We start from the raw sequence: 24,607 nt of genomic DNA on the forward strand, positions 1-24,607 counted from the left end.
GACAGTCCTCGGAGCCCGGTATGACGATGGCCACACTCGCAGGTAGAACGCGTTCTATCAGTGCTCCCGTTCCGGCAGGAAGGCCCCACCGCATGTCGACCGAAGAGTTCCGGGCCAAGGCGCTGGCCTGGCTCCAGCAGAACGCCAAGCCGTTCGACGAGAACTCGCAGGGCAGCTCCGCGACGCTCGAGGAGTCCAAGGCGTTCCAGAAGGGGCTGTGGGAGGCGGGCCTCGCCGGCATCACCTGGCCGACGGAGTACGGCGGCCAGGGCCTGGGCACCGCCGAGCAGCTCGCGTTCAACGAGGTGGCCGCCGACTTCCGGATGCCGGTCGGCCCGTTCGTCATCGGGCTGGGCATGCCCGCGCCGACGCTGCTCGAGTTCGGCACCGAGGAGCAGAAGAAGCGCTACATCCCGCCGATGCTGCGCGGCGACGAGATCTGGAGCCAGCTGTTCTCCGAGCCCAGCGGCGGGTCGGACGTGGCGAGCCTGCAGACCTCCGCGGTGAAGGTCGAGGACGGCTGGCTGATCAACGGCCAGAAGGTGTGGACGTCGGGCGCGCAGTTCAGCAACTTCGGCGCCGTGCTGGTCCGCACCGACCCGACGCGACCCAAGCACCAGGGCATCACGATGTTCATCGTCGACCTGCACCACCCCGGCGTCACGGTGCGCCCGCTGGTCGTGGCCACCGGCGACGCCCCGTTCAACGAGGTGTTCTTCGACGACGTCCACGTGCCCGACGACGCGGTGATCGGCGAGGTCAACAACGGCTGGGCCGTCGCCGTGGCGATGCTGCGCTACGAGCGGGTCACGATCGGCACCGGCGTCCGCGCGCGGGCCAACCCGCTGGGCTACGACGCGCTGGTCGAGCTGGTCCGCGCACGGGGCCTGGACTCCGACCCCTCGGCGCGCCGGACGCTCGCCCGGGTCTACGCCAAGGAGAGCGCCATGCGCTCCTACAGCGCGGTGCTGCACCAGGAGGCCAAGGCCGGCCTGCCCATCGGTGCCCGCGGCTCGGCCGCCAAGCTCGCCGGCGCGGTCTTCCCGCTGTGGGTCTCCGACCTCGTCCAGGAGGTCTTCGCCGAGGAGCTGGCGCTGCAGACCCCGGACACCCTCCCCCTCACCCGGGCGATCCTGGCCGCTCCGGGCTACGCGACGGCCGGTGGCTCCAACGAGATCCAGCGCAACATCATCGCCGAGCGCGTCCTGGGTCTACCCAAGGACGCCGGCGTGGACAAGAACATCCCCTTCAACCAGCTGAAGCTGTCCAAGTGACCGCCGCGCCCGCCCGAGGAGCAAGCGACGTGACCCTCATCGACACCGACGACCAGCGCGACCTGGCGAGCAGCGTGGCGCGCTTCGTGGCCGGCCAGGCGCCGATGTCCGCCGTCCGCGAGACGATCAGGTCGGAGGCCTCCTTCGACCCGGCCGTCTGGCGGCGGCTGAGCCAGGAGATCGGCGTCGCCGGGCTGGCCATCCCCGAGGAGTACGGCGGCGCCGGCGCGTCGTGGTCCGACCTCGTGGTGGCCGTGCGCGCGCTCGGCGCGGGACTGGTGCCGACGCCGCTGCTGGCGACCAGCGTCCTGGCCGCCGGCACGCTGCTGGCGCTGGACGACAAGGACGCGCGGCGCGAGTGGCTGCCCCGCTTCGCCGAGGGCACGGCCATCGGCACGCTCGCGGTCAGCGAGGGCAGCCGGGGCTGGGCGTCCGGCGGCTCGTCGGTCTCCGTCGCCGACGGGGCGCTCACCGGCACGAAGACCGGCGTGCTGAACGCCGCCGAGGCCGACGTCCTGCTCGTCAGCACCGCCGACGGGATCTTCCTGGTGGAGAAGGACGCCCCGGGCCTCACCGTGACGCCGGTCGAGGGCCTGGACCTGACCCAGGGCGTCGCGACCGTCGCCCTGGAGAACACGCCCGGCCGCCTGCTCGCCGGGGACGCCGCGGCGGCCCTGGACACGGTGCTCGACGTGGCCAACCTGGTGCTGGCCGCCGAGCAGGCCGCCGCCACCAAGGCGTGCCTGGACATGACGACCGAGTACGCGAAGATCCGCTACAGCTTCGGCCAGCCGATCGGCATCTACCAGGGCGTCAAGCACCCGCTCGCGAACATCTACACCGACTGGGCCCTGACCGACGCCGCCGTCCGCAGGGCGTCGGAGTCACTGGCCGAGGGCGCCGCGACGGCCTCGCTCGACGCGGCCGCGGCCCGGCACCTCGCCTCCAGCGGGTACGTCGAGGCGGCCAAGCAGACGATGCTGCTGCACGGCGGTATCGGCTTCACCTGGGAGCACGACGCGCACCTGTACTACCGCAACGCGATCACCGGCAACGTGCTGCTCGGCGGTCCGGCGTTCCAGCAGGACCGCATCGCCGAGAAGCTGGGGATCTGAGGCGTGTACCCGGGGACGTGGGCGGAGACGACGCCGGACAAGCTCGCCCTGGTGATGGCCGGCTCGGGCCGGTCGCTGACCTACCGGGAGCTCGACGACAACAGCCGCCGGACCGCGCACTTCCTGCGCGACACCGTGGGGCTCGTGCCGGGTGACTCCGTCGTGGTGTTGAGCGACAACGTGCCCGAGACGCTGGAGCTGTACTGGGCCGGCGTGCGCATCGGGCTGTACGTGACCTTCGCGAACAGCCACCTGGCCGCGCCGGAGGCCGACTACATCATCGAGAACTCCGGCGCGCGGGTGCTGCTCGTCTCGGCGAACCTGGCCGAGCTCGCCACCAAGCTGCAGGCGCCGTCGGTGACGCACCGCCTCGCCTTCGGCGGCCCGGTGCCGGGCTACGAGAGCTACGAGGCGGTGCGGGACGCGGCCTCGGACGAGCCGCTCGGGGACCAGCCGCGCGGCGACACGATGCTCTACTCGTCCGGCACCACCGGCCGGCCGAAGGGCATCAAGCGCCCGCTCACCGGGGCGCAGGTGGACGAGCAGAGCGCGATGTCGGCGACCCTGCAGCTGCTCTACGGGATGTCGGCCGAGTCGATCTACCTGTCGCCGGCTCCCGCGTACCACGCGGCACCGATGGCGTTCATGACCGCGGTGCAGTCGCTGGGCGGCACCGTGGTGATGATGGAGAAGTTCGACCCCGAGGGCGTGCTCGAGGCGATCCAGCGGTTCCGCGTGACCGAGATGCAGATGGTGCCGACCCACTTCGTGCGGCTGCTCAAGCTGCCGGAGAGCGTGCGCAGCGGCTACGACCTGTCCTCGTTGCGGATGGTGATCCACGCGGCCGCACCGTGCCCGCCGGACGTCAAGCGGGCGATGATCGACTGGCTGGGGCCGATCATCATGGAGTACTACGCCTCCACCGAGGCCGCCGGATCCACGTTCATCGACTCGGCGACCTGGCTGGAGCACCCGGGGTCGGTCGGCCGGCCCACCACGCCGGGCAGCCTGCACGTCTGCGACGCCGAGGGCCGAGAGCTGGGGCCGGGCGAGGTCGGGACCATCTACTTCGCCTCGGCGACGGGCACGCGGCCGTTCAGCTACCACGGGGACGAGCAGAAGTCCCGGGGTGCGGAGCATCCGGAGAACCCCGGCTGGACCACCGTGGGCGACCTCGGCTACCTGGACGAGGACGGGTTCCTGTACCTGACCGACCGCTCGTCGTTCATGATCATCTCGGGTGGGGTCAACATCTACCCGCAGGAGATCGAGAACGCCTTCACGCTGCACCCGAAGGTGGGCGACATCGGCGTCATCGGCGTCCCCGACGCGGAGATGGGCGAGCGCGTGGTCGCCTTCGTCGAGCCCGCGCCGGGCGTGGAGGTCGCCGACGACCTGGCCGCGGAGCTGGCGGCCTTCGCCCGGGAGCAGCTGGCCGGCTACAAGGTCCCGCGCGAGTTTCACTTCCGGGACAGCCTGCCGCGCACGCCCACCGGCAAGATGGTGAAGGGCAAGCTCCGCGACGAGTACGCGGCCACGGTGAGCTGACGTCGCTGTCGCTACTCCTGGGCGACGCTGCGGGGCATGCTCCTGCCAGGGCAGGCACCGGACCGGTGCCGGCCCGGGCAGGAGCGCTCCGCGCGGAGACGAGGGCCGGGAGATGGAGTTCGTCGGCGTCAGCGACATGGTCGGGTGGCTGGCCGCGACGGGGGTGGAGCAGGCGATCGCCGGCATCGCCGGCTTTCTGGAAGCAGACCTGCGGCGCTGGCCGACTCTCGATCTGGCCCCTCGGGTCGCCGACTACTCGCCGCTCGGCGTCATCGAGCTCATGCCCGTCAGCGACTCCGAGACGTACGCCGTCAAGTACGTCAACGGGCACCCGGCCAACCCGGCCCGCGGCCTGCTGACGGTCACGGCCTTCGGCGTGCTGGCCGACGTGTCGACCGGCTACCCGGTCCTCCTCGCGGAGATGACCCTCCTGACCGCCCTGAGGACGGCCGCGACCTCGGCCGTCGCAGCGGCGGCTCTCGCCCGCCCGGACTGCCGCCGACTGGCCCTGATCGGCGCCGGTAGCCAGGCCGAGTTCCAGGCTCTGGCGTTGCGCAGCGCCGCCCTGGGCATCGGGGACGTCGTGGTGTGGGACACCGACCCGGCCGCCGCTGCCAAGGTGCAGCGCAACCTCGAGCCGCTCGGGTTCACCGTGACCGTCTCGACCTCTGCGCGGGCAGCGGTCCGAGGGGCGGACGTCGTGACCACCTGCACGGCCGACAAAGCGGTGGCCACCGTGCTGCCGGCCGGCTGGGTCGAGCCCGGCATGCACGTCAACGCCATCGGCGGCGACTGCCCGGGCAAGACGGAGCTGGACCCGGCGGTGCTGCGCGACGCGGCGGTGTTCGTCGAGTTCGCCCCGCAGACCCGGATCGAGGGCGAGATCCAGGCGCTCGGTCCTGACTTCCCCGTGACGGAGCTCTGGGAGATGCTCACCGGGCGGCGCCCCGGCCGCACGACGGCGGAGCAGGTCACCGTCTTCGACTCGGTCGGCTGCGCCGTCGAGGACTTCTCGGCACTGCGCTACCTGCGCGACGCCGTGCGGGGAACCCCGTGGGTGAAGGAGATCGACCTGGTCCCCGAGCCCGACGACCCCAAGGATCTCTTCGGCATGGTCACCGCTGCCTCGCGCCTGCCGGCATGAGCTCGGACGACGACGGCTTCCCGACGAGCTGGCCCGACCAGGAGGAGTGGGACCGGTGCAGCAGGCCCTGAGCGAGGTGGCTGCGCGCATCCGGGCCGAGCGGGACGTGGACGACCCGTGGCGGCTCTCCGTCGGATGGGACGTGCTGTGGGTCGAATACGGCGAGCTGAGCCTGCGGGTCGCCGGCGAGGACGCGGACCTGACCGGCACCAACGAGCTGTTCGACGAGATCGACAGGTGGGTCGCCTGGGACCGGCGCGCCGGCCCGGGTCGGGTGCTGGACCGGGACCGGCGGGCCATGGCCGAGTGGCGCGACCGCCTGCCGGCGCTCCGCCGGTTCTGGGAGGACGTCGCCCGTCGGGTGTTCCGGGACGTGGAGGCGACCACCGACCTGCTTCCGAGCTGGACGGTGGTGGTGCATGCTCGCGTTCCCGCAGATGTGGCTCGAGACCCCGCACTCCCATCGGGAGTTACCGAACCTGACCGACGAGGACGAAGCCATCGTCCACCTCGCCGAGGAGGTGCAGGACGACATCATCGAGGAGGTCCACGGAGCGTGGCCGCCGTGCCCACGCCACGCGCACCCGCTCTCCCTCGGTGACACCGACGACGGTCGTCCGGCGTGGACGTGCCCGGACGCGCCGGAGCTGTCGGTCCCCGTCGGCGAACTGGGAGCGCAGCCGGGCTGGACCGTCTGATGGGGAGGCAAGCCCGCGGAACTAGAAGGGTGGTGGGTCCTCGATCACCGGTGCCGATTCCACCGGCGGGTCGGGTGATTCGGTGAGCACCCGCCAGCCCGGCGGTCGGGTGACCCGGGTGACCCCGGACGGCGTGATCACCGTCAGCACGCCGTCGTCGCTCAGGGTGTGGGTCCAGCCGTCCGCGTGGGTCTTCAGCCGGTGGTGCCGGCGGCACAGGCAGCACAGGTTCGCGCAGTCGGTGGCGCCGCCGGCTCCGTGCGGGATGACGTGATCGAGGTCGGCCCAGCCGGCGCTGACATGGCACCCGGGGTGGCGGCAGGTGCGGTCGCGTGTCGTCAGGAAGCGACGCTGCCCTCCCGACGGCGTGTACCGGTCCACGGAGGCGCGGAGAGCACTGGGCACCCGCACGTCCCGTCCGGGTGGGCCGGGCAGCCGCGTCGGGCGAGGCGCTCCAGCTCCCGGCGGTCGGTGACGGCCAGGAGCCGCCCGCAGGCGTCGGTGACCGCGAAGTCGAGCGTGCCACCGGTCGGCGCCTGCAGCCCGCCCGGGCACAGGGCATCCACCTGCACGAGCAGCTCACGCAGGTGCGCGGCGGTGACCGCTTCTCCTTCGACCTCGCCCACCGGCGCCGCGGCGCCACCACGGACGAAGGCGGGCGGCACCGGCGCGCCGGAGTCGAGGAAGGCGCCGACGGTGAGCGCACCGAGCGGCGCGACGACCGTGACGTGCGCCGTGACCGGCGGCCGCTCCTGCCAGGGCCGGAGCATCAGGTCGATGCCGGCCCCGACGCGCAGCATTCCGATGGGCCGACGGTCGCCGGCGTCCCGGGCACTGTGGGCGTGGGTGTCGAGCGTGCTCCGACAGGCCACGGCGTCCTGGTGCGGCATGCGCAGGACGAGTTCGCTCATCCCGTTCCCGACCCGCCGGACCGTCACGTCCGCAGCCTTCCGGGCCTCCTCGCGGCGCCGGTCCTCGGCCGTCTCGTCGAGGGCGACCAGTTCGCGCTGGATGCGCTCCCGCAGCCGCCGCACCGACAGCTCGGTCGCGATGGGCAGGACGGCCCGTTCCACAGCGGCGACGACGGCAGGATCCCTGTCGTCCGCCGGCCGTCCGAGCTCCGCGGCGATCGCTCGAGCGCGCGACCAGTCGAGCCGGCCGGCGGCCAGCGCCGCCCAGGTCGCGGGCAACCGGGTCGCGAAGATGTGGGCCTGGTCGAGCAGGATCACGGCCGCCGTCCGGCTCGTGTTCAGGATCAGCGCCAGCTCGTCGAGCACGAACTCGCTGGTGTCGAGCGGCCCGTCGTCGAGCGCTCGCCCCCGTCCAGGACGAAGATCGCCACCCGCGGGGCGCTGGGCGGCGATGTCGAGAGCCAGTTCGAGCTTGAGCGCCATCAGCTTCGCCTCGGCGGCCTGGGTCTGCTGCATCAGCGCCGCGGACTCAGCCGACGACCGCCGCCGCGGCAGCCACGCGCTCAACCGCTGCTCCAGCGACGGCGGCTCAGGATCGGCCTGCGGCCACCGCGACGGCGCGGCATCGAGCGGCACGACGGTCACACCGACCGCGTACCCGCCTCCGACTGCCATGCGATCACGCTAGGCCGGGGGTACGACAGTTTTCGGGCTCCGAGCTGCACGTTCGCGCAGACCGGGCGCCTCAGAACAGACCGACGACGAACCGCCCCGCCGTCCAGACCCCTAGGACAGCGAGGGCGATCAGCAACCCGAAGAACAGGGCCAGCCCCGCGTCGACGAGCCGGTCACGCGCGCTCACCGTGTACACCGGCTCCGAGGACAGGGCAGGCAGCGGCCGGCGCAACCACTCGGCGGCGTGTTCCTGGGAGCAGAAGTCGACGTCCAGGAAGTCCAGGCGGTCGAGTTCGTCGTGCCGCGTCACTTCCAGGTGCAGCCAGTTCCTACCGCCATCGACGTCCGACCACGGTCGGCCGCACACCGGGCACGAAGCGGCGTCGACGGTCGGCATCACCGGAAACTAGCGCCCGCCGGGGTCGCGAATCCTGCGACGAGCGAACCGCACCATCAATCGAGACCAGAGCGTCATCGACGGGGTCGCGGCCTCCGCGCAGATCGTCGCTCCCCGGAACCGACGAAGGCCCCGACCAGCGGTCGAGGCCTTGCGAGAGCTCCCCCGACTGGACTTGAACCAGTAACCCTGCGATTTGATCTTGGACCGTTGGTAAGTGCAGACTGACGCTGACCATGCTGGTCAGAGCAGGTGCGGAGCGTTGGTTACGGCGGTTGGGGACGACTGGGTGCGGGAGTATTGGGTGCTTAAAGAGTGCCTGGTCTCGCCGCAGCGGGCGGTCGACCGCTCCCCCACTCCCTCGTCGGCGCGGTCAGGCACCCCTGACGTCCCGCTGTCTCCGTCGCTCGGCGAAGCGGCAGTCGCCGCGAGGAGCGCGCGGATGCGCTGGTCGGAAATCGGATGGGATGCCAGACACCGCTGCCACCATCCGCGGGCCGCCGGTCCGTCATCCAGCGCGCGAAGGGCGGCGGCAAGCTCCAGCGCGAGGCCGTGGTCGGCAGCGAAGCTGTCGGCGGCGAACTCGACCCGCCGGCTGATCGCGGCGTCAGCAAGGGGACAGAGAACCACCGCCAGCCCGAGGAAGACCAGCACTCCCCCGACCATCCACTGCCCCTGGTGCAGTGTCCGGGTCACGGCGACGGCCAGTCCGACGACCACGGCGACCATGACTCCTCGCTGGCTCTGACGCCCGGACAGAACGCTCGTCAGAGCGATCAGCAGGTTCCTCGCCACGCGCCAGGGCGCGGCCAGCCACGACACCAGCAGCATCGGACGAGTCCCTCCGGAGGCGTGATGGCCGAGCTCGTGAACCAGCACAGCCACCAGCTGGTTCTCCGACAGTCGTCCGGACTTGTAGTCCTCCACGGCCCAGCTGGTGACCGCGACGCTGCGTCCACCGGCGGCGTACGCGTTGGGCGCCCGAGCGGCCTGGACGTACAGCTCGACGTCACCGGCGGCGGTCACTCGTAGGGCAGTCGCCCATGCGGGCTGCAGCGCTACAGCCTGCGCCGGGCTGGGCCGACGGAACCTGTAGGCGCAGCGGACGGCTATCCGTTCGCCGATCCGCGTCATCAGCACCGCCGCACTTGCTACCCAGAGCAACGGGAACAGCGCCGCCCACGGGCCCAGCGGGACGGACGCCAGCATCAGCAGCGAGCTGCCGAGCACGGCGGGGGCTGCGGCGACTATCCGCCAGAGGCCATCCCCGACGGCGTGGCGACGCGCATCATCGCGCGGTCGACGCTCGCTCATCGTCATCTTCGGACCTCCCCCATGCAGCAGGTGCCGGTCAGCCTGCCGACCAGTGCTGACATGCGCGGTCGCCGTCACGTCTGCCCACGGCCTCCAGTACCAGGTCCAGCGCGCACCACGTCCTCGGCGCAGTCGCGAAGACTTTCGCTGACCATGTCACCAAACGGGCCGAAATGGCGCCTTCTCCGGCTGAGAGCAACGGCCGCAGGAGTGGAGCGCCGATGGAGGAGCAAGCCCGGAAAGCGCGCGGGGTCGACACGGGCCCCCGTCCCGTTGTGGGCGCCTCTGGCCCCCAGGTCACCGGCGGCGACGACGGCATTGCGCTGATTCGGGAGTCCGTTCGCCCCTGGGCTCTGGAGGCCGCCGTCACCGCCTACGGCGGCGACGCCTACCGGCTGCTGACCGATCTGGGCGATCTCCTCGAAGCGAGCGTCGCCTACGTCGACCGGCCCACCGTCGAGGCCCATCTGGAGCGGTCGCTCTCCGACGACGAATGGTCGTCGGTCGCCGCCCAGTTCACCGCGATGGCCTTCGACGAGCACGTCGGTGACGCCGGCACCGTCCGCACCGACTGGATCGAGGACAGACTTCACCGAGCCGGCGTCCTCGGCCGCCACCTCCGCGCCACCGGGAGGTCGGAGCCCTCCCGGCAGCCGAGGCGGCTATGAGGGTCAGCCGCACCTGCCCGTCCTGCGGCTACACCGCCGACTACGCCAGCGCCGCACTCGCCGACGCTCGTCATCGGCAGCACTCCTGCGCCAAGCATCGGCGCGGCCTCGAGCAAGCCGCTCGCCGAGCCGCGCGACTCCAGGGGCGAGTGCCACGCGACTGCACCCATCCGCAGGCCCGCCATCGGCACGGAACCCGTGCTGCCTACGTCAAGGACCGTTGCCGCTGCACCGAATGCACCGCCGCCAACACCGCCGCCAGCCGCTGCGTCACCCGAGAGCGGATCTACGGCCGCTGGCACCCCTACGTCGACGCCGGCCCCGTCCGCGAGCACATCGCTGCTCTGCGCGCAGCCGGGATCGGCGTCGAGCGCATCGCGCAGCTCGCCGGCTTCTCCGTCAGCCACATCCGCGAGCTCGCACAGCATGGCCGCGGCGACACCCCAAGGACACAGAGGGTCCGCCCGAGCACGGCCACGCGCGTGCTGGGCATCCGTATCGACGACGCCAACCGTGCGCCGAACAGCCGTGTCGACGCCACCGGCACCCGCCGTCGCCTGCAAGCGCTCATCGCGATCGGCTGGCCGGCCGAGCTATTGGCCGCCCAGCTCGACCGTCGCCCGAGCAGCTTGCGCCGCAGCATGACCGGCGACTTCGTCACCGCCCGCACCGCCCAAGACATCGCAACGCTCTACGAGCGGCTGTGGAACGACCGACCACCACGGACGACCAGCGAGCAGCGTGCGGCCGCCGACGCCGCCAGAGCCCACGCTGCGGCACGAAGGTGGCTGCCGCCGCTGGCCTGGGACGACATCGACACCGATTCCGTACCGCCGCCGGCGATCGTCGGCACCTCCCCTGGAAACGACATGGACGAGATCGCCGTGGAACGTGCGCTTGCCGGCGATCACATCACCTACGAGGACCTCACCACGGTCGAACAACAGGAGGTCATCCGCCGTCTCACGACCCGCGGCAGCTCTATCCGAGACATTGCTGCCCAGCTCGGCACCACGAAGCGCACCGTCTCCCGCCGTCGCGCATCCCGCGGCGCAGCATGACCTCGTGGATGCGGGCACGGTCGACCTTTCCCTTGACGACCGATTGTCTAAGAGCGAAGCAGGCAGCGGCGACGATCCCTAGCCGGCCAAGCTGGCCATGCCGGTTCGATCCCGGTTAGCCGCTCCACGCACTCACCAGCGTCAAGGCCACGCTGAGCTGCATAAACGAGCATCCGGGACTGACCCCTGCTGACCGATGACCACCGCCTTTGGCCGGTGCTTAAGACACGGATAGGGCACGCCCGGGCCTTAAATGACCCCGACGTCGTGAAGCTGCGGGCACGGGCCGCCGGCCCACGAGCGACGCCAGGTACGGACGGCCAGGTGTCGTCTCGCGGGGGCGACCGGCGCACCGTGATTGCGGCCTGGCCGTGCCGTGTCGTACACCCGTCGCGGCGGACATCAAGCGGGGGCAGAAAGTCCACCACCTTGATCGTCTCCAAGGAGACTGGGACGATGCGTGCCAGCAGGTCGACGATGTAGCGCGGATCGCCTACCTCGCGGGACCAGTTGTTGGGGTCGTTGACGATGCCCGACGCCTTGCAAACGGAGTACCAGGGCCAACCACTCCCGGCGGCAGGGCGTCAGGTGGGTAGCTGCCGGAGCGCGACGCCGGCCCTGCCTGGTGGGATGTGGGGATGAGCTCCCAGCCTGAACCTTTGCTGCGACTGCGGGTCGCGGCAGCCATCTACCGGTCCCGGGAGAGCCTGTTCCTGCTGCCGGCGCTGATCGTCGTCGGGGAGGCGTGGTCATGGCCGAGCTCAGTAGAGCCATCGATCACGTTCTCGGCCACGACGGAACCGTTCCGGGCACGTTGGCGATGAGCAGCAACACCGCAACCTGGCTGCTGAGCACGGTCGCCGGCGCGATGATCACTACCGCCGGCGTGGTCTTCTCGCTGACGGTGGTGAGCCTGCAGCTGGCCAGCAGCCAGTTCTCGCCTCGCGTCATGCGGTCCTTCGTCCGCGACCGGCTCAGCCAGGTCGTGATCGGGCTGCTCATCGCCACCTTCGTTTACTGCGTGCTGACGCTGCGGTCTATCAGCGCCGACCCGGACGCGCCGGCACCGCGCGTGACGCTCACGGTCGCGGTCGCGCTGACCGTCGCCACGGTGTTGCTCATCGTCGCCCACCTGGACCATCTGGCCCGCGGCCTCCAGGTCGGTCACGTGGTGCACTCCATCGCCACCGAAGGCCAGGCGGTGATCGCCGAGAAGCAGCGTGTCGGCCTGAGCGCCGAGAAGGCGCCCGAGGGGTCGGCGGCCGAGGCGGGGGCCACTCTCACTGTGCACGCTCCCCGTGACGGCTGGGTCACCCAGGCTCCGGGTGACCGGATGCTCGCCGCCCTCCCACCGCACACGACCGCGCGGCTGGAGACCCGGATCGGTGCCTACATCCACGAAGGTGAGCCGCTGGTGACCGTGTGGCCCGCTCCGGCCGACGCCGGCGCCACCACGCGCCGGCTGGCGTCCACCGTCACCGTCGCCGACAACCGCACCATGCAGTACGACGTCGACTTCGCCATCCGGCAGCTGGTCGACATCGGCTTGCGGGCGCTGAGCTCAGCGATCAACGACCCCACCACGGCCGTGGAGGTCACCCTGCGGATCGGTGGCCTGCTGCGCCGCCTCCTGCTGTCCGACCTTCCGCCTGTCGCCACCGCCGGGCCCGCCGGGCGTGTTCTCCTGCGCCCGTGGGATCTGTCCCACGACGACTACATCGCGCACAGCTTCGATCAGCTGCGCCAAACATCGGTGACCCAGCCGCACGTCGTCACCGCACTTCTGCGGGTGCTGCGGATGCTGATCACCCTGGTCCGGGAAGCCGACCGCCCTCAGCACGTACCGGCCCTGGAACAGCAGATGCAGCTGCTGATGAGCGCCATGGACAAGCAGCCGGGGCTGGAACCCGAGGAGCTGGAGCGGATCCGGGCGGTCGCCTTCGGCCAGGATCCGGCCGACCGCAGCGGCGACGCCTGACCACTCGGGAACGACCGCCCCGGTGGCAGTTCTGTGCCAGGGTGGGCGAACTCCACCGGAGCACGGGAGGCGGCCGCCATGACCGATCGTGACGCCGACGAGTCACCCGAGCGGCTGGGACCAGTGCCACGCGGAACTGGACCCGTCGTCGTAGGCATCGACGGGTCCGACAGCAGCAGCGCCGCCGCCCGCTGGGCCGCGGCCGAGGCCACCCGACGGCACGTACCGCTGCACGTCATCCACGTCGTACCGCCACCCCCGGGCGCATTTCCCACCGACCTGGCGTGGGCCGCGATCGACTGGCAGGCCCGCTCCCAGCCACTCCTGGACGCGACCACCGACTTCCTCCACCAGCTGCATCCCGCACTGGAGGTACGCAGCGGGGTCCTGGTCGGTCGGCCCACCGCCGCAGCGCTGAACAGCGAAGCGGAGTTCGCCGAGCTGCTCGTCATCGGCTCCCGCGGCCGCGGCGGCTTCGCGACGCTGTTGCTGGGCTCCACCGCCGTCCAGGTGCTGGAGACCCTCGCCGCACCGGTGGTCGTCGTCGGGCCGATGGCCGCGCGCGACGAAACCGCCGAGTCCGGTCCCGTCGTCGTCGGTGTGGACGGCTCAGCGGGCTCCCAACGAGCGCTTCGGTTCGCCGCCAACGAAGCCACGCTGCGCGGCACCACGGTCACCGCCGTATACGCCTGGGAACCCGCACCTCACCCCGGGCTCGACGCCCTCCGTGCCGCCAGCGGCCTGGACTGGTCCTCCCTCGCCCAACACGCGACCGACCTGCTGGATGACGAGCTGACCCGCGTGCGTACCGAGTTCCCTCACGTGCAGTTCACCGGGCAGACCCTCGCCGACCAGCCCGTACAGGGACTAGTTGATGCGTCCCAAGACGCCCAGCTGCTGGTGGTGGGCTCCCGCGGACGGGGAGCTCTCGGTGGGCTCGTCATGGGTTCGGTCAGCCACAGCGTGGTCCGTGCTGCCCACTGCCCCGTCGCCGTCCTCCGCTGACCTGCGTCCCTCTACGGACACCAGCCTGGTTCGCTCCGTCGGCCGCGGGCTGCCAAGGTCAAGGCGCAGGTTTCCCGGGTGGGACGCGACAACCAACTCGAGGTGCTGATGTGAACGGGACGTCGACGACGCTGCGCAGCGCTGTGCTCGAGAGAGACCAGGAGGCGGCCGGCCGGTGGGTTCGGGCGCGCATCGGCCCCCGGGACCGAGCAGAACAGCTCCACTCCCTGTCCCCGACCGAAACGGCGGCGCTGACCGACACGGTCGATGACGGGACACTCGCCGCCTTGATCCGATCGCTGCGCGCCCGGGACGCCGCCCACCTCCTGGTGCACCTGAACCCGACCAAGGCAGGCCGGGTACTCGCCGCACTTCCTCCGGACCGGGCGACAGATCTTCTCCAGGCCGTCGGCACCGAAAAGCTCCCAGGCGTGCTCGTCGCGATGCCGCCGGCGCGGGCCGCCGAGCTGGAAGGCCTCACCCGTTGGCCGCCGAACTCCGCCGGCGGACGGATGACCCCAGCGTTCGTCGCGGTCACTGCCGACGTGAAGGCCGACGACGCCATCGCTGGCCTGCGGCGCGTCGCCGCCGAGGCCGAAACCATCTCCTACGTCTACGTCATCAACGAGGACTCACAGCTCCGCGGTGTGCTCTCGCTGCGCAACCTAGTGCTCAGCGACTCGCACACGCCGGTCGCCAAGCTGATGGACGCCGACGTCATCACCGTGGCCCCGCTGACCGACCAGGAAGAGGCGGCGCGGCTGCTCACCGAACACGACCTCATCGCCCTTCCCGTTGTGGACACCGGTCGTCTCGTCGGCATCATCACGGCCGATGACGTTGCCGACATCATCGAGGAAGAGACCACCAAGGACTTCTCCCGCCTCGGCGGCTCCCAGCCCCTTGAAGTGCCCTACCTACAGGCGTCACCCATCCAGCTCTGGCGCAAGCGCGTGCTGTGGCTGCTGGCGCTGTTCGTCGCCGAGGCCTACACCGGCACCGTGCTGCGCCACTTCGAAGCCGATCTAGAGGCCGTGGTCGCGCTGGCATTCTTCATCCCGCTGCTGATCGGCACCGGAGGTAACGTCGGCTCCCAGATCGTCACCACACTCGTCCGCGCGATGGCGGTGGACGACGTCCGCCTGTCCGACGTCGGGCGCGTCATCCGCAAGGAGACCGCGACCGGAGCGATGCTGGGCGTAGTCCTCGCCGCCGTCGCGTTCGTCCGGGCCCTCCTTCTCGACGTCGGCTACGACCTTGCAATCGTCGTCACGTTGACCATCGTGGCCATCGTCCTGTGGGCGTCCCTGGTTGGCGCAATCCTCCCGCCGGTCCTTCGCCGGCTGCGCATCGACCCAGCGGTCGTGTCCGCTCCGTTCATCACAACCCTCGTGGACGGCACCGGCCTTCTCATCTACTTCGGGATCGCTCGGCTCATGCTGTGAGACCCGGTCCGGCGGTGGCTCCCAAGTGCGGACCGGCGAGTGGAGCCTCGGGCGTCGCCTCCGGGACTGGTCGCGCAACGCCTTCGCTCAGCCGAGGAAGACCGGCGGCCCGAGAACGGATCGCCTGGCGGACGCCCAGAAACACTGACAGTGTGACTGAACCACCGCACTGATCAGGGAGTAGTCCATGCTGCTGAGCCTGCACGAGCGCGAGCGGTTGATGATTTACACCGCTGCCAAGCTCGCCGCCGAGCGCCGGGAGCGGGGCCTGAAGCTCAACCTGCCCGAGGCCACCGCGCTGCTCACCTCCTTCCTGCTGGAGGGCGCCCGCGACGGCAGGACGGTCACCGACCTGATGAGCGCCGGCCGTGACGTGCTCACCCGGGACGACGTCATGGAGGGCGTGCCGGAAATGCTGGCACAGGTGCAGGTCGAAGCGACCTTCCCCGACGGCACGAAGCTCGTCACCGTTACGGCGCCGATCTCATGAGCCGCGGCGAGCACCCCAGCGACCACCCCGGTCGGGCCGCCCGCGGCGGCGCCGACCGGCACCAGTCGAGCGGGTCGAACTCTCCGAGCATGCCCCGACGGCCGGGAACCGGGGAACGGCAGGCCGAGCGCCGGCACTACACCGGCGACCAGCCCCACGCGGATGAGCCGCTCATCCCCGGCGAGGTGCTCTACGGCGACGACCCGGTCGTCATCAACGTCGGCAAGGACGTGGTCACCCTGCGCGTGGAGAACACCGCCGACCGGCCCGTCCAGGTCGGCTCGCACTACCACTTCGCCGAGGTCAACCCTGCTCTGGAGTTCGACCGGAAGGCCGCCTGGGGCCGGCGGCTAAACGTCGTCTCCGGGGGGTCCATGCGCTTCGAGCCGGGAGCGGCCGAGCAGGTCGAACTCATCCCGATCGCTGGTCAACGAATCGTCGCGGGACTCCGCGGAGAATGCGGAGGAAAGCTCGATGGCTGAGATCAGTCGCCAGGAGTACGACGCCTCCTTCGGCCCTACGACCGGTGACCGCATCCGGCTGGCCGACACGTGCCTGTTCATCGAGGTCGAGGAAGACCGCTGCGTCGGCGGCGATGAAGCCGTGTTCGGTGGAGGCAAGTCCATCCGAGAGTCGATGGGGCAGTCCCGCGCCACCCGAGCTGAGGGCACCCCTGACCTCGTCATCACCGGCGCGGTGGTCCTGGACCACTGGGGCGTCATCAAGGCCGACGTCGGCATCCGTGACGGGCGGATCACCGCCCTCGGCAAGGCCGGCAACCCCGAGACGATGGACGGCATCCACCCCGACCTGGTCATCGGCCCATCCACCGAGGTCACCTCGGGCAACGGCCTCATCCTGACCGCCGGCGCCATCGACACCCACGTGCACTTCGTCGACCCCGCCTCCATGGAGGTGGCGCTCGGTGCCGGCACCACCACCGTCGTCGGCGGCGGAACGGGCCCCACCGAGGGCTCCAAGGCGACTCTGGCCACCCCCGGTGCCTGGTGGTTGCAACGCATGCTCGACGCCTTCGACCCGTGGCCGGTCAACGTGCTCTTCCTGGCCCGGGGCAACACCGTGTCCCCCGAGGCGCTGTGGGAGCAGCTGCGCGGCGGCGCCGGCGAATTCAAGGTGCATGAGGACTGGGGCGCAACCCCCGCCGCTGTCGACGCCGCTCTCACCGTCGCCGAGGAGTCAGGCGTTCAGGTAGCCATCCACAGCGACACCCTCAACGAGGCCGGGTTCGTCGAAGACCTGCTCGCCGCGGTCAAAGGCCGGACATTCCACGCCTACCACACCGAAGGCGCCGGCGGAGGCCACGCACCCGACATCATCCGGATTGCCGGCGAGCGGTACGTGCTCCCGGCTTCCACCAACCCGACCCGGCCGTTCACGCACAACACCATCGCCGAACACCTCGACATGGTCATGGTCGCCCACCACCTCAACCCGCAGGTGCCCAACGACCTCGCGTTCGCCGAAAGCCGGGTCCGGGCCGGGACCATCGCGGCCGAGGACGTACTGCAAGACCTTGGCGCGCTGTCGATCATGTCCTCCGACGCCCAGGCGATGGGGCGTATCGGCGAGGTCATCATCCGCACCTGGCAGACCGCCCACCAGATGAAGCTGCTGCGCGGGTCCCTGCCCGGTGACGGCCGCGCGGACAACCATCGGGCGCGGCGCTACGTCGCGAAGTACACGATCTGTCCGGCCGTCGCTCACGGGCTCGAGCACGAGGTTGGTTCGGTGGAGCCGGGCAAGATGGCCGACCTGGTGCTGTGGCAGCCCGCGCTGTTCGGCATCCGGCCGACCATGGTCATCAAGGGCGGGATGGTGGCCGTGGCTCAGCTCGGCGATCCGAACGCCTCGATCCCGACGCCGCAACCGGTACTACCCCGCCTCGGGTTCAACGCCAAGACGCCGGCGACCGCGGACACCAGCGTCGCGTTCGTCGCGCAGGCCGCACTCGATGACGGCCTGCCCGACCGGCTGGCCACCCGCCGTCCGCTGGTCGCCATCCAAAGCGTCCGCGGCCGCGGCAAAGAAGACCTGCCGGAGAACACCACGCTCCCCCGCATCGAAGTCGATCCCGACACCTATGCCGTCCGTGTCGATGGAGAACTGATCGAACACGAACCCGCCAGGGAACTGCCCATGGCCCAGCGCTATTTCCTGTTCTGAATGATTGCCCCCCTCGTTTCCGGCCCAGGTGCGATGCCGGCGCTGCTCCTGCTGGCCGACGGTCGGCTGCCCGCCGGCGGCCACGCACACTCAGGGGGACTCGAGCCGGCCGTCGAGCTGAAGGGCGTGCACGACGTTCCGGGCCTCGTGCAGTTCCTCGCCGGGCGGCTCACCACCGTCGGCTTGGTCGCCGCCGCCTTCGCCGCGGCCACCTGTCAGGTGGCGAAGGATCCCGAAGTGGCGGGGCCGGCCATTGCGGTGCTGGACCAGGAACTCGAGGCTCGCACCGCCTCCCCCGCCCTGCGCGTTGCCTCGCGGCGGCTGGGCCGGCAGCTCGTGCGGGCCGGGCGGACGATCTGGCCGCACCCGCTGCTGGACGAGCTGTCCGGCGCGGTCGGCCGCGGACCGCATCAGCCGGTCGCACTGGGCGTCGTCGCCGCGGCCGCCGGGCTTGCCCCGGCCGATGCGGCGCTGCTCGCCGCGCAGGAGTCCATCGCCGGACCCGCGACGGCGGCGGTGCGACTGCTCGGGTTGGACCCCGTGTCCGTCCACGCGGCCCTCGCCCGGTTCGGGCCGGAGGTCACCCGCATCGCCGGCGACGGCGCCGACTACGCCACGAGTGATCCCGCCGACCTGCCGGCAACTACCGCTCCACTGCTCGATGTCCTTGCCGAACACCACGCCACCTGGGAGGTGCGTCTCTTTGCCTCATGACCACGCCAACGAGTCCCACACGCACGACCACGCCGACGAGCCCCACACGCACGACCGCCCGCATGTTCACGCCGATCGGTCCGGGGCACTCCCCCGCACCACCGACCGCGCCCTGCGGATCGGCATCGGCGGGCCAGTCGGATCTGGCAAGACCGCACTGGTCGCCGCGCTGTGTCGCACACTGAGCACCCAGCTGGCGCTGGCGGTGGTGACCAACGACATCTACACCACCGAGGACGCCGACTTCCTGCTGCGCAACGGGGTGCTGCCCGCCGAACGCGTCCGGGCGGTGGAGACCGGCGCCTGCCCGCACACCGCCATCCGTGACGACATCTCGGCCAACCTTGAAGCGGTCGACGAGCTCGAAGAAAGCCTGCCGCCGCTCGACCTGATCCTCGTCGAGAGCGGCGGGGACAACTTGACGGCCACGTTCAGCCAGGGACTGGTGCACCACCAGATCTTCGTCATTGACGTCGCCGGTGGGGACAAGGTGCCGCGCAAGGGCGGGCCGGGCGTCACGCGGGCGGATCTGCTGGTCATCAACAAGACCGACCTCGCGCCCCTGGTCGGTGCGGATCTGGAGGTGATGCGGCGCGACGCCGCGGCCAAGCGAGGTGACCTGCCGGTGCTGTTCACCTCGCTGACCCAGGACCCGTCCGCCGCCGACGTCGCCGACTGGGTGCGTGCCCGGCTAGCCGTTCCGGTGGGTTGATGGAAGCCGCCGCCGAACTGGGCGTCGAACGAGCTCCCGGTCCCGCGGGGCGCACCCGGATCAGCCGGCTGCACTCCGAGGCCCCCTACCTGCTGCGGCCCACTCATCCCGTCGCTGCCGAACCCGTGCCGTGCTGGCGTCTGGTGGGCCAGGCGCCGGCGCGGGTGGCGTTGGTCGCCGGGGCGGGCGGCCCGTTGGGTGGGGACCGGCTGAGCCTGGACATTGACGTCGGGCCGGGCGCAGTGCTGGTGCTTCGCGCCGTCGCCGCAACGCTGGTGCTCCCCGGCCCGCACGGTCAGCGCTCTTACGCGCACGTCACCGCCCGGGTGGCTGCCGGCGGCACGCTGGTGTGGCTGCCGGGGCCGACGATCGCCGCCCGCGGCTGTGACCACCACGGAACCACGCGGATCGACCTGGCTCCCGACGCGCGCCTCCTCGTCCGGGAAGAGCTCGTACTGGGGCGGACCGGCGAGCAGCCGGGCACCGTCCGGCAGCGGTTGCGGGTGACCGTCGCGGGCGTGCCGCTGCACGATCAGGAACTGCATCTGGGCGCCGGGGCGCCGGGCTGGACCGGCCCGGCCGTCACCGCCGGCTGCGCCGCCGTGGGCTCACTGCTCTTCGTCGACCCGACCCTGGACGTTCCCGCCGCCGCACACCTCGTGGACGTCGACGCGGATTCCGCCACGCTCCCCGTCGGGCACTCCGGTCGGCTAGTCACTGCGCTGGCCGTCGACGCGCTGGCCCTCCGGCGGCGGCTCGACCTCGGCCTATGCGCCCTCGGTCCCCCGCCGCTGGAGCCGGCGGGCGCGCCGGACGGGGACGGGATGAACTTGCCAGCACGAGTGGCCGCGCTCGCAACCTCCGGATAGCTCCCCCAACGCGTGAGCGCCGGCTACGCGTCGGGATGGATGGCGCCGCCGTCGTCCTTTCACCGGTAGAAGTGCTTGTCGGGCACCTCGCCGGTGTCCTGGTCGTCGCGGGCCGGCGACTCCTGGGCCGGCGCCGGTCGGGCCGGACCGAGGCGCGGCGGCTCGAGGACGCCCAACTACGCGTACATGCCGAACAGATCGAACCGGCCCCACTGCTCGGCGATCTTGCCGCCGTCGACCCGGGCCAGCATGAAGTCGGCGACCTCGAAGCTCTTCCCGGGGCCGCCGGCCATCGCCTCGCTCAGCGTGCCGGTGTTCCGCAGGCGCAGGACGACCCGGTCGCCTGAGGCGACGCAGTCCTCGATGTGCTCGTGATAGTCGGGGAACAGCTTCCTGGTGCCGGTGAGGAGCTGGCGCAACCCGTCACGGCCAGGCTCCCACCGGAACCCCTCCTTGGGCTGGTGGCTCACGAAATCCTCGGTGTAGGACTCGGGGATGCGGTCGAGGTCACCGTCGTTCCAGATGACCCGGATGGCGTCCTGCACCATCTCTTCGTTCGCGCGCACATCGGCGTCGGGGGCGTTGTCCGTCGAAGGCATCGTTCACTCCTCGGTCGCGGACGGCAGCAAGTGTCGGATCGGCCGGAGCCTAGCCCGACCGGCGCAGCTCCAGACCCGGCCGTGAGCCGATGCGACGCCTCCTCTCCGCCCCCCCCCGGCGCGCAGCCGGACGCGGCGCCGACCTGCAGCTCAGGTGGCAGTCGCCATCATGGAGAGGGACAGTGACCTGGCACACATCCACCTCTCGGCGACGACCGGAGCAGCCGGCAGCCCGCCGTTGAGCGACTCTGCGCCCTGCGCATCGGCTGACCAGGAGACCGCCATGTTGCTGACCTTCCGGGAGCGTGAGCGGCTCATGATCTTCACCGCCGCCGAAGTGGCACAGCGACGCAAGGACCGGGGCCTGAAGCTGAACCTGCCCGAGGCCACCGCCATCATCACCGCATACCTCCTCGAAGGCGCTCGCGATGGCCGGTCCAAGGCCGACCTGCAAAACGACGGCCGCAACGTGCTCAGCCGAGACGATGTAATGGACGGCGTGCCGGAGATGCTGGCCCAGGTGCACGTGGAGGCCACGTTCCCCGACGGCACGAAGCTCATCACCGTTCCCGAGCCCATCCAATGACCGGCATCGGGCGGACGATCAAAGACACGCTCGCCAATCAGGCGGCGAAGCCGGGACCGTTCGGGGCGGTCAGCAACGCGGTCTCGCGGATGCAGCGGCTGGCACAGCGGACGCCCGGCTTGGGCAAGGTCGCCGAGGCCCTCACCCCACCGCCGATGACCCGAAAGCGACCCGGCAGTGCACAGCACGTCGTCATGGGCGCGGGCCGGGGCGGGGCGATCGGCATCACCCACCCCGGGGCGGACTCCTCCGCCATTCCGGGCACGCCCGGCGAGGTGCTCTACGGGGAGGGACCGGTGCACATCAACGTGGGCCGCCCGACGCGCACCGTGCGGGTGCTCAACACCGCCGACCGGGCTATCACCGTGGGCTCGCACTACCACTTCGCCGAGGCGAATCCGGCGCTGCAGTTCGACCGCGAGGTCGCATGGGGTCACCGGCAAAACATCGTCGCCGGGGGCATGACCCGCTTCGACCCCGGGGCCGCCCAAGACGTCGAACTCGTCCCATACGCCGGGCGCCAGGTGATGCCCGGCTTCCGCGGCGAGTCCCGAGGCCGCTCCGATGGCTGAAATCGAGCGCCAACTGTACGTGTCGATGCTCGGGCCGACGACCGGTGACCGGCTACGGCTCGCCGACACCAACCTGCTGCTGGAGATCACCGAGGACCGCTGCGTCGGCGGCGACGAGACCATGTTCGGCGGCGGAAAGTCCGGCCGAGAGTCTCAGGGCCAGTCGCACACGCCGCGCACCCAGGGCACCCCGGATCTGGTGGTCACCAACGTGATCGTCGTGGACTACTGGGGCATCGTGAAAGCCGACGTCGGCATCCGCGACGGCCGCTTCGTCGGGATCGGCAAGTCCGGCAACCCCGACATCATGGACGGCATCGACTCCGCCCTCGTGGTTGGACCGTCGACGGAGATCATGAATGGCACCGGGCTGATCATGACCGCCGGTGCCATCGACACCCACGTGCACATGGTGTCCCCCGACATGTGCACCGTGGCTCTGGAGGCCGGCACGACGACGCTGGTGGGCGGCGGCACCGGCCCGACCAGCGGCTCCCAAGCCACTCTGGCCACCCCCGGCGCGTGGTGGCTGGAGCGCATGTTCGAGGCGTTCGACCCTTGGCCGGTCAACGTCGCTTTCCTCGGCCGCGGCACCACCGTCTCGGAGGAAGCGCTGCACGAGCAGCTGCGCGCCGGCGCCGCCGGATTCAAGTGCCACGAGGACTGGGGCGCCACCCCGGCGGTCATCGACGCCGCGCTCACCGTGGCCGACGCCACCGGCGTCCAGGTGGCCATCCACTCCGACACCCTCAACGAGGGCGGGTTCACCGAGGACCTGATGCGCACCGTGGCCGGCCGGACATTCCACAGCTACCACACCGAGGGCGCCGGCGGCGGGCACGCCCCCGACATCATCCGCATCGCCGCCGAGGCCAACGTCCTGCCGTCATCCACCACGCCGACCCGGCCGTTCACGGTGAACACCGCCGACGAGCAGCTGGACATGATCCTCGTCGCCCACCATCTCAACCCGAAAGTCCCGGCCGAGCTCATGTTCGCCGAGAGCCGGGTCCGGGCCAGCACGATCGCGGCCGAGGACATCCTGCAAGACATCGGCGCCATCTCCGGCATGCAGTCCGACGCTCAAGCCATGGGGCGGCTCGGCGAGACCATTCAACGCACCTGGCAAACCGCGCACGTCATGAAGGAGCTACGTGGCGCCCTGCCCGGCGACGGACGCAACGACAACAACCGCATCCGCCGCTACGTCGCCAAGTACACCATTGTCCCCGCCGTCATACACGGCCTGGACCGGGAAATCGGCTCCATCGAGGTCGGCAAGCTCGCCGACTTCGTCCTATGGGAGCCACCCCTGTTCGGGGTCAAGCCGACCAACGTGTTCAAAGGCGGCATGTCCGCCGTCGCGATGCTCGGAGATCCCAACGCGTCCGTGCCAACCCCTCAGCCTGTGCTGCCCCGGCGTGGGTACAACGTGCACACCCGCGCCGCGCAGGCCACCAGCCTGGCCTTCGTCGCGCCGGCCGCACTCGAAGACGGCCTGGCCGACCGGCTCGCGGTGCACCGCCAACTCCTCCCGATCGAGAACGTCCGCGGCCGCACAAAGGCTGACCTGCCACTCAACACCGCCCTCCCCCACATCGAAGTCAACCCCGACACCTTCGAGGTGCGCATCGACGGGCAGACCGTCGAACACGAACCACCAACCACGCTGCCGATGACCCAGCGCTACTTCCTGTTCTGATGACCGCCCGCAGCACCGCCGCGCTCGGGGCCCGGTGGCGCCGCCGGCACCTCGTGCGCGAAATGAACGCGGCCCGGCCACCCTGGGCGCACCCCAGTCTGGCCACGGACTGATGCAGGCGACTGCGGCTCTCTCCACCGACCTGGGCGCCGACGGCCGCATCCGAGTCAGGACACTGCGCTCGCAGGCCCCGTTGATGCTTCGGCCGACACATGCGAAAGGCCCCGAACCATGGACCACCGGGGACACCAGGCTGGCGCGCGTCTGCCTCGCCGCGGGTGCGGCGGGCCCGATCGGCGGGGACGAGTACGAACTGACCGTCGACGTCGGCGCCGGAAGCACCCTGGTTCTGCGAGACGTCTCCGCGACCCTGCTACTGCCGGGACCACACGGCGCGCAGTCGCGTCTGCGGACCACCGTGCGGGTGGGTGCCGGCGCGACCCTCGTGTGGCTGCCCGAGCCGGTCATCGCCGCCCACGACTGCCACCACCGCACTGACGTCCACCTGGAACTCGACGCCGATGCCCGTCTGGTCGTCCGCGAGGAGCTGCTGTTGGGCCGGCACCGTGAACAGCCCGGCGACGTGGTGCAGCGGCTGCGGATCCGACGGGCGGGCTGGCCGCTGCTGGACCAGCAGCTGGCGGTCGGACCGCGCGCGGTCGGCTGGGACGGCCCGGCGGTGACCGGCGGACGGCGGGCCATCGGCTCCTTGGTCGTCGTGGACCCGGCGTGGGCGGACGCGCCGACGGCCGCGCTGCTCGGCGACGACACGGCTGTTCTCCCCTTGCAGGGGCCCGCCGCACTGGTCTCTGCCCTGGGCAGCGACGCGCAGGCGCTGCGCCGAAGTCTCGACGCAGCACTCGACCGCCTCACCACCACGCGCGTGGCGGGCACGAACCGCGACGCGCCCCACCCGCCGACGCCCGTCGCGGCCGCCTGAGCCGGC

General features: G+C 71.0%; 25 protein-coding genes. 20 read left to right on the forward strand and 5 right to left on the reverse strand.

Annotated elements, in window-relative coordinates; genetic code table 11:
• The first annotated feature begins 92 nt into the window (after positions 1 to 92).
• From DQ239_RS07205 to DQ239_RS07230, 5 genes are all read left to right on the forward strand, one after another.
• Entirely contained in the window at positions 93 to 1,274 is a 1,182-nt protein-coding gene (locus DQ239_RS07205) for an acyl-CoA dehydrogenase family protein (protein WP_113833696.1), read from the forward strand.
• A gap of 29 nt (positions 1,275 to 1,303) precedes the next feature.
• The gene (locus DQ239_RS07210) at positions 1,304 to 2,389 is read left to right on the forward strand and encodes an acyl-CoA dehydrogenase family protein (RefSeq protein WP_158544796.1); all 1,086 of its coding nucleotides are present in this window, start codon (positions 1,304 to 1,306) and stop codon (positions 2,387 to 2,389) included.
• A 3-nt stretch (positions 2,390 to 2,392) separates the two neighbouring features.
• Positions 2,393 to 3,937: an acyl-CoA synthetase gene (locus DQ239_RS07215; protein ID WP_113833698.1), complete on the forward strand. Its 1,545-nt coding sequence runs from the start codon at positions 2,393 to 2,395 to the stop codon at positions 3,935 to 3,937.
• A 112-nt stretch (positions 3,938 to 4,049) separates the two neighbouring features.
• Positions 4,050 to 5,081, forward strand: coding sequence for an ornithine cyclodeaminase (locus DQ239_RS07220; protein ID WP_113833699.1), 1,032 nt, complete (start codon positions 4,050 to 4,052; stop codon positions 5,079 to 5,081).
• A 419-nt stretch (positions 5,082 to 5,500) separates the two neighbouring features.
• On the forward strand, positions 5,501 to 5,779 hold the full coding sequence (locus DQ239_RS07230) for a hypothetical protein (RefSeq protein ID WP_113833701.1): 279 nt from the start codon (positions 5,501 to 5,503) through the stop codon (positions 5,777 to 5,779).
• Between the two features lie 21 nt (positions 5,780 to 5,800).
• Here the strand turns inward: DQ239_RS07230 and DQ239_RS20590 are convergent, their stop codons facing one another.
• From DQ239_RS20590 to DQ239_RS07250, 4 genes are all read right to left on the reverse strand, one after another.
• The gene (locus DQ239_RS20590; protein ID WP_147252022.1) at positions 5,801 to 6,184 is read right to left on the reverse strand and encodes an HNH endonuclease signature motif containing protein; all 384 of its coding nucleotides are present in this window, start codon (positions 6,182 to 6,184) and stop codon (positions 5,801 to 5,803) included.
• Positions 6,118 to 7,365 (reverse strand): DUF222 domain-containing protein, encoded by a 1,248-nt coding sequence (locus tag DQ239_RS07240; RefSeq protein WP_113833703.1) that lies wholly within the window; start codon positions 7,363 to 7,365, stop codon positions 6,118 to 6,120. Before DQ239_RS07240 ends, DQ239_RS20590 begins: the two co-directional genes overlap by 67 nt.
• A gap of 70 nt (positions 7,366 to 7,435) precedes the next feature.
• On the reverse strand, positions 7,436 to 7,762 hold the full coding sequence (locus DQ239_RS07245) for a hypothetical protein (protein WP_147252024.1): 327 nt from the start codon (positions 7,760 to 7,762) through the stop codon (positions 7,436 to 7,438).
• A 243-nt stretch (positions 7,763 to 8,005) separates the two neighbouring features.
• Positions 8,006 to 9,082, reverse strand: coding sequence for a M48 family metalloprotease (locus DQ239_RS07250; protein ID WP_113833705.1), 1,077 nt, complete (start codon positions 9,080 to 9,082; stop codon positions 8,006 to 8,008).
• A gap of 269 nt (positions 9,083 to 9,351) precedes the next feature.
• Here DQ239_RS07250 and DQ239_RS07255 point away from each other — a divergent pair, with 269 nt between their 5' ends.
• The 11 genes from DQ239_RS07255 (at position 9,352) to DQ239_RS07305 (ending at position 20,202) form a co-directional block, all read left to right on the forward strand.
• On the forward strand, positions 9,352 to 9,744 hold the full coding sequence (locus DQ239_RS07255; RefSeq protein WP_147252026.1) for a hypothetical protein: 393 nt from the start codon (positions 9,352 to 9,354) through the stop codon (positions 9,742 to 9,744).
• A complete protein-coding gene (locus DQ239_RS07260) occupies positions 9,741 to 10,805 on the forward strand; it encodes a helix-turn-helix domain containing protein (protein WP_113833707.1) in 1,065 nt (354 codons plus the stop codon). The genes DQ239_RS07255 and DQ239_RS07260 overlap by 4 nt, the downstream gene beginning before the upstream one ends.
• Positions 10,806 to 11,556: 751 nt before the next feature.
• Positions 11,557 to 12,783, forward strand: a complete 1,227-nt coding sequence (locus tag DQ239_RS07265) for a DUF2254 domain-containing protein (RefSeq protein ID WP_199582731.1) — start codon at positions 11,557 to 11,559, stop codon at positions 12,781 to 12,783.
• Positions 12,784 to 12,861: 78 nt separating this feature from the next.
• On the forward strand, positions 12,862 to 13,788 hold the full coding sequence (locus tag DQ239_RS07270) for a universal stress protein (RefSeq protein WP_113833708.1): 927 nt from the start codon (positions 12,862 to 12,864) through the stop codon (positions 13,786 to 13,788).
• A gap of 110 nt (positions 13,789 to 13,898) precedes the next feature.
• Positions 13,899 to 15,233, forward strand: coding sequence for a magnesium transporter (gene mgtE, locus DQ239_RS07275; RefSeq protein ID WP_113833709.1), 1,335 nt, complete (start codon positions 13,899 to 13,901; stop codon positions 15,231 to 15,233).
• 187 nt (positions 15,234 to 15,420) lie between these two features.
• Positions 15,421 to 15,723, forward strand: coding sequence for an urease subunit gamma (locus tag DQ239_RS07280; protein WP_113833710.1), 303 nt, complete (start codon positions 15,421 to 15,423; stop codon positions 15,721 to 15,723).
• 89 nt (positions 15,724 to 15,812) lie between these two features.
• The gene (locus DQ239_RS07285; RefSeq protein WP_113833781.1) at positions 15,813 to 16,205 is read left to right on the forward strand and encodes an urease subunit beta; all 393 of its coding nucleotides are present in this window, start codon (positions 15,813 to 15,815) and stop codon (positions 16,203 to 16,205) included.
• Entirely contained in the window at positions 16,198 to 17,907 is a 1,710-nt protein-coding gene (locus DQ239_RS07290; protein ID WP_113833711.1) for an urease subunit alpha, read from the forward strand. The genes DQ239_RS07285 and DQ239_RS07290 overlap by 8 nt, the downstream gene beginning before the upstream one ends.
• Before the next feature lie 33 nt (positions 17,908 to 17,940).
• Positions 17,941 to 18,621 carry an urease accessory UreF family protein gene (locus tag DQ239_RS07295; RefSeq protein WP_113833712.1) on the forward strand — a complete coding sequence of 227 codons (681 nt, stop codon included), beginning with the start codon at positions 17,941 to 17,943 and terminating at the stop codon, positions 18,619 to 18,621.
• Positions 18,611 to 19,333, forward strand: a complete 723-nt coding sequence (gene ureG / locus DQ239_RS07300) for an urease accessory protein UreG (RefSeq protein WP_304542268.1) — start codon at positions 18,611 to 18,613, stop codon at positions 19,331 to 19,333. Before DQ239_RS07295 ends, ureG begins: the two co-directional genes overlap by 11 nt.
• The gene (locus DQ239_RS07305; protein WP_113833714.1) at positions 19,333 to 20,202 is read left to right on the forward strand and encodes an urease accessory protein UreD; all 870 of its coding nucleotides are present in this window, start codon (positions 19,333 to 19,335) and stop codon (positions 20,200 to 20,202) included. The genes ureG and DQ239_RS07305 overlap by 1 nt, the downstream gene beginning before the upstream one ends.
• A gap of 176 nt (positions 20,203 to 20,378) precedes the next feature.
• Here the strand turns inward: DQ239_RS07305 and DQ239_RS07310 are convergent, their stop codons facing one another.
• Positions 20,379 to 20,801, reverse strand: coding sequence for an ester cyclase (locus DQ239_RS07310; protein ID WP_113833715.1), 423 nt, complete (start codon positions 20,799 to 20,801; stop codon positions 20,379 to 20,381).
• A 283-nt stretch (positions 20,802 to 21,084) separates the two neighbouring features.
• On the opposite strand from DQ239_RS07310, the gene DQ239_RS07315 reads away from it, so the two are divergent.
• The 4 genes from DQ239_RS07315 to DQ239_RS07330 all read left to right on the forward strand — a co-directional run bounded on the left by DQ239_RS07315 (position 21,085) and on the right by DQ239_RS07330 (position 24,601).
• Entirely contained in the window at positions 21,085 to 21,387 is a 303-nt protein-coding gene (locus DQ239_RS07315; protein ID WP_113833782.1) for an urease subunit gamma, read from the forward strand.
• Entirely contained in the window at positions 21,384 to 21,959 is a 576-nt protein-coding gene (ureB, locus tag DQ239_RS07320; protein WP_233488865.1) for an urease subunit beta, read from the forward strand. Before DQ239_RS07315 ends, ureB begins: the two co-directional genes overlap by 4 nt.
• On the forward strand, positions 21,952 to 23,661 hold the full coding sequence (locus tag DQ239_RS07325) for an urease subunit alpha (RefSeq protein ID WP_113833716.1): 1,710 nt from the start codon (positions 21,952 to 21,954) through the stop codon (positions 23,659 to 23,661). The genes ureB and DQ239_RS07325 overlap by 8 nt, the downstream gene beginning before the upstream one ends.
• A gap of 196 nt (positions 23,662 to 23,857) precedes the next feature.
• A complete protein-coding gene (locus DQ239_RS07330) occupies positions 23,858 to 24,601 on the forward strand; it encodes an urease accessory protein UreD (RefSeq protein ID WP_233488878.1) in 744 nt (247 codons plus the stop codon).
• Positions 24,602 to 24,607: the final 6 nt, after the last annotated feature.

The sequence above is a fragment of the Blastococcus sp. TF02-09 genome (assembly GCF_003319105.1).
Taxonomy (GTDB): Bacteria; Actinomycetota; Actinomycetes; order Mycobacteriales; family Geodermatophilaceae; genus Blastococcus.

Bases quoted from the DNA above. Each gene is read 5' to 3' on its own strand.
- DQ239_RS07260 (WP_113833707.1), top strand. From the start codon at position 9,741: ATGAGGGTCAGCCGCACCTGCCCGTCCTGCGGCTACACCGCCGACTAC.
- DQ239_RS07285 (WP_113833781.1), top strand. From the start codon at position 15,813: ATGCCCCGACGGCCGGGAACCGGGGAACGGCAGGCCGAGCGCCGGCAC.
- DQ239_RS07220 (WP_113833699.1), top strand. From the start codon at position 4,050: ATGGAGTTCGTCGGCGTCAGCGACATGGTCGGGTGGCTGGCCGCGACG.
- ureB (WP_233488865.1), top strand. From the start codon at position 21,384: ATGACCGGCATCGGGCGGACGATCAAAGACACGCTCGCCAATCAGGCG.
- DQ239_RS07325 (WP_113833716.1), top strand. From the start codon at position 21,952: ATGGCTGAAATCGAGCGCCAACTGTACGTGTCGATGCTCGGGCCGACG.
- DQ239_RS07330 (WP_233488878.1), top strand. From the start codon at position 23,858: ATGCTTCGGCCGACACATGCGAAAGGCCCCGAACCATGGACCACCGGG.
- DQ239_RS07270 (WP_113833708.1), top strand. From the start codon at position 12,862: ATGACCGATCGTGACGCCGACGAGTCACCCGAGCGGCTGGGACCAGTG.
- DQ239_RS07240 (WP_113833703.1), bottom strand. From the start codon at position 7,365: ATGGCAGTCGGAGGCGGGTACGCGGTCGGTGTGACCGTCGTGCCGCTC.
- DQ239_RS07315 (WP_113833782.1), top strand. From the start codon at position 21,085: ATGTTGCTGACCTTCCGGGAGCGTGAGCGGCTCATGATCTTCACCGCC.
- DQ239_RS07295 (WP_113833712.1), top strand. From the start codon at position 17,941: ATGCCGGCGCTGCTCCTGCTGGCCGACGGTCGGCTGCCCGCCGGCGGC.
- DQ239_RS07245 (WP_147252024.1), bottom strand. From the start codon at position 7,762: ATGCCGACCGTCGACGCCGCTTCGTGCCCGGTGTGCGGCCGACCGTGG.
- DQ239_RS07205 (WP_113833696.1), top strand. From the start codon at position 93: ATGTCGACCGAAGAGTTCCGGGCCAAGGCGCTGGCCTGGCTCCAGCAG.
- DQ239_RS07305 (WP_113833714.1), top strand. From the start codon at position 19,333: ATGGAAGCCGCCGCCGAACTGGGCGTCGAACGAGCTCCCGGTCCCGCG.
- DQ239_RS07230 (WP_113833701.1), top strand. From the start codon at position 5,501: ATGCTCGCGTTCCCGCAGATGTGGCTCGAGACCCCGCACTCCCATCGG.
- DQ239_RS07290 (WP_113833711.1), top strand. From the start codon at position 16,198: ATGGCTGAGATCAGTCGCCAGGAGTACGACGCCTCCTTCGGCCCTACG.
- DQ239_RS07310 (WP_113833715.1), bottom strand. From the start codon at position 20,801: ATGCCTTCGACGGACAACGCCCCCGACGCCGATGTGCGCGCGAACGAA.
- DQ239_RS07250 (WP_113833705.1), bottom strand. From the start codon at position 9,082: ATGACGATGAGCGAGCGTCGACCGCGCGATGATGCGCGTCGCCACGCC.
- DQ239_RS07265 (WP_199582731.1), top strand. From the start codon at position 11,557: ATGGCCGAGCTCAGTAGAGCCATCGATCACGTTCTCGGCCACGACGGA.
- DQ239_RS07280 (WP_113833710.1), top strand. From the start codon at position 15,421: ATGCTGCTGAGCCTGCACGAGCGCGAGCGGTTGATGATTTACACCGCT.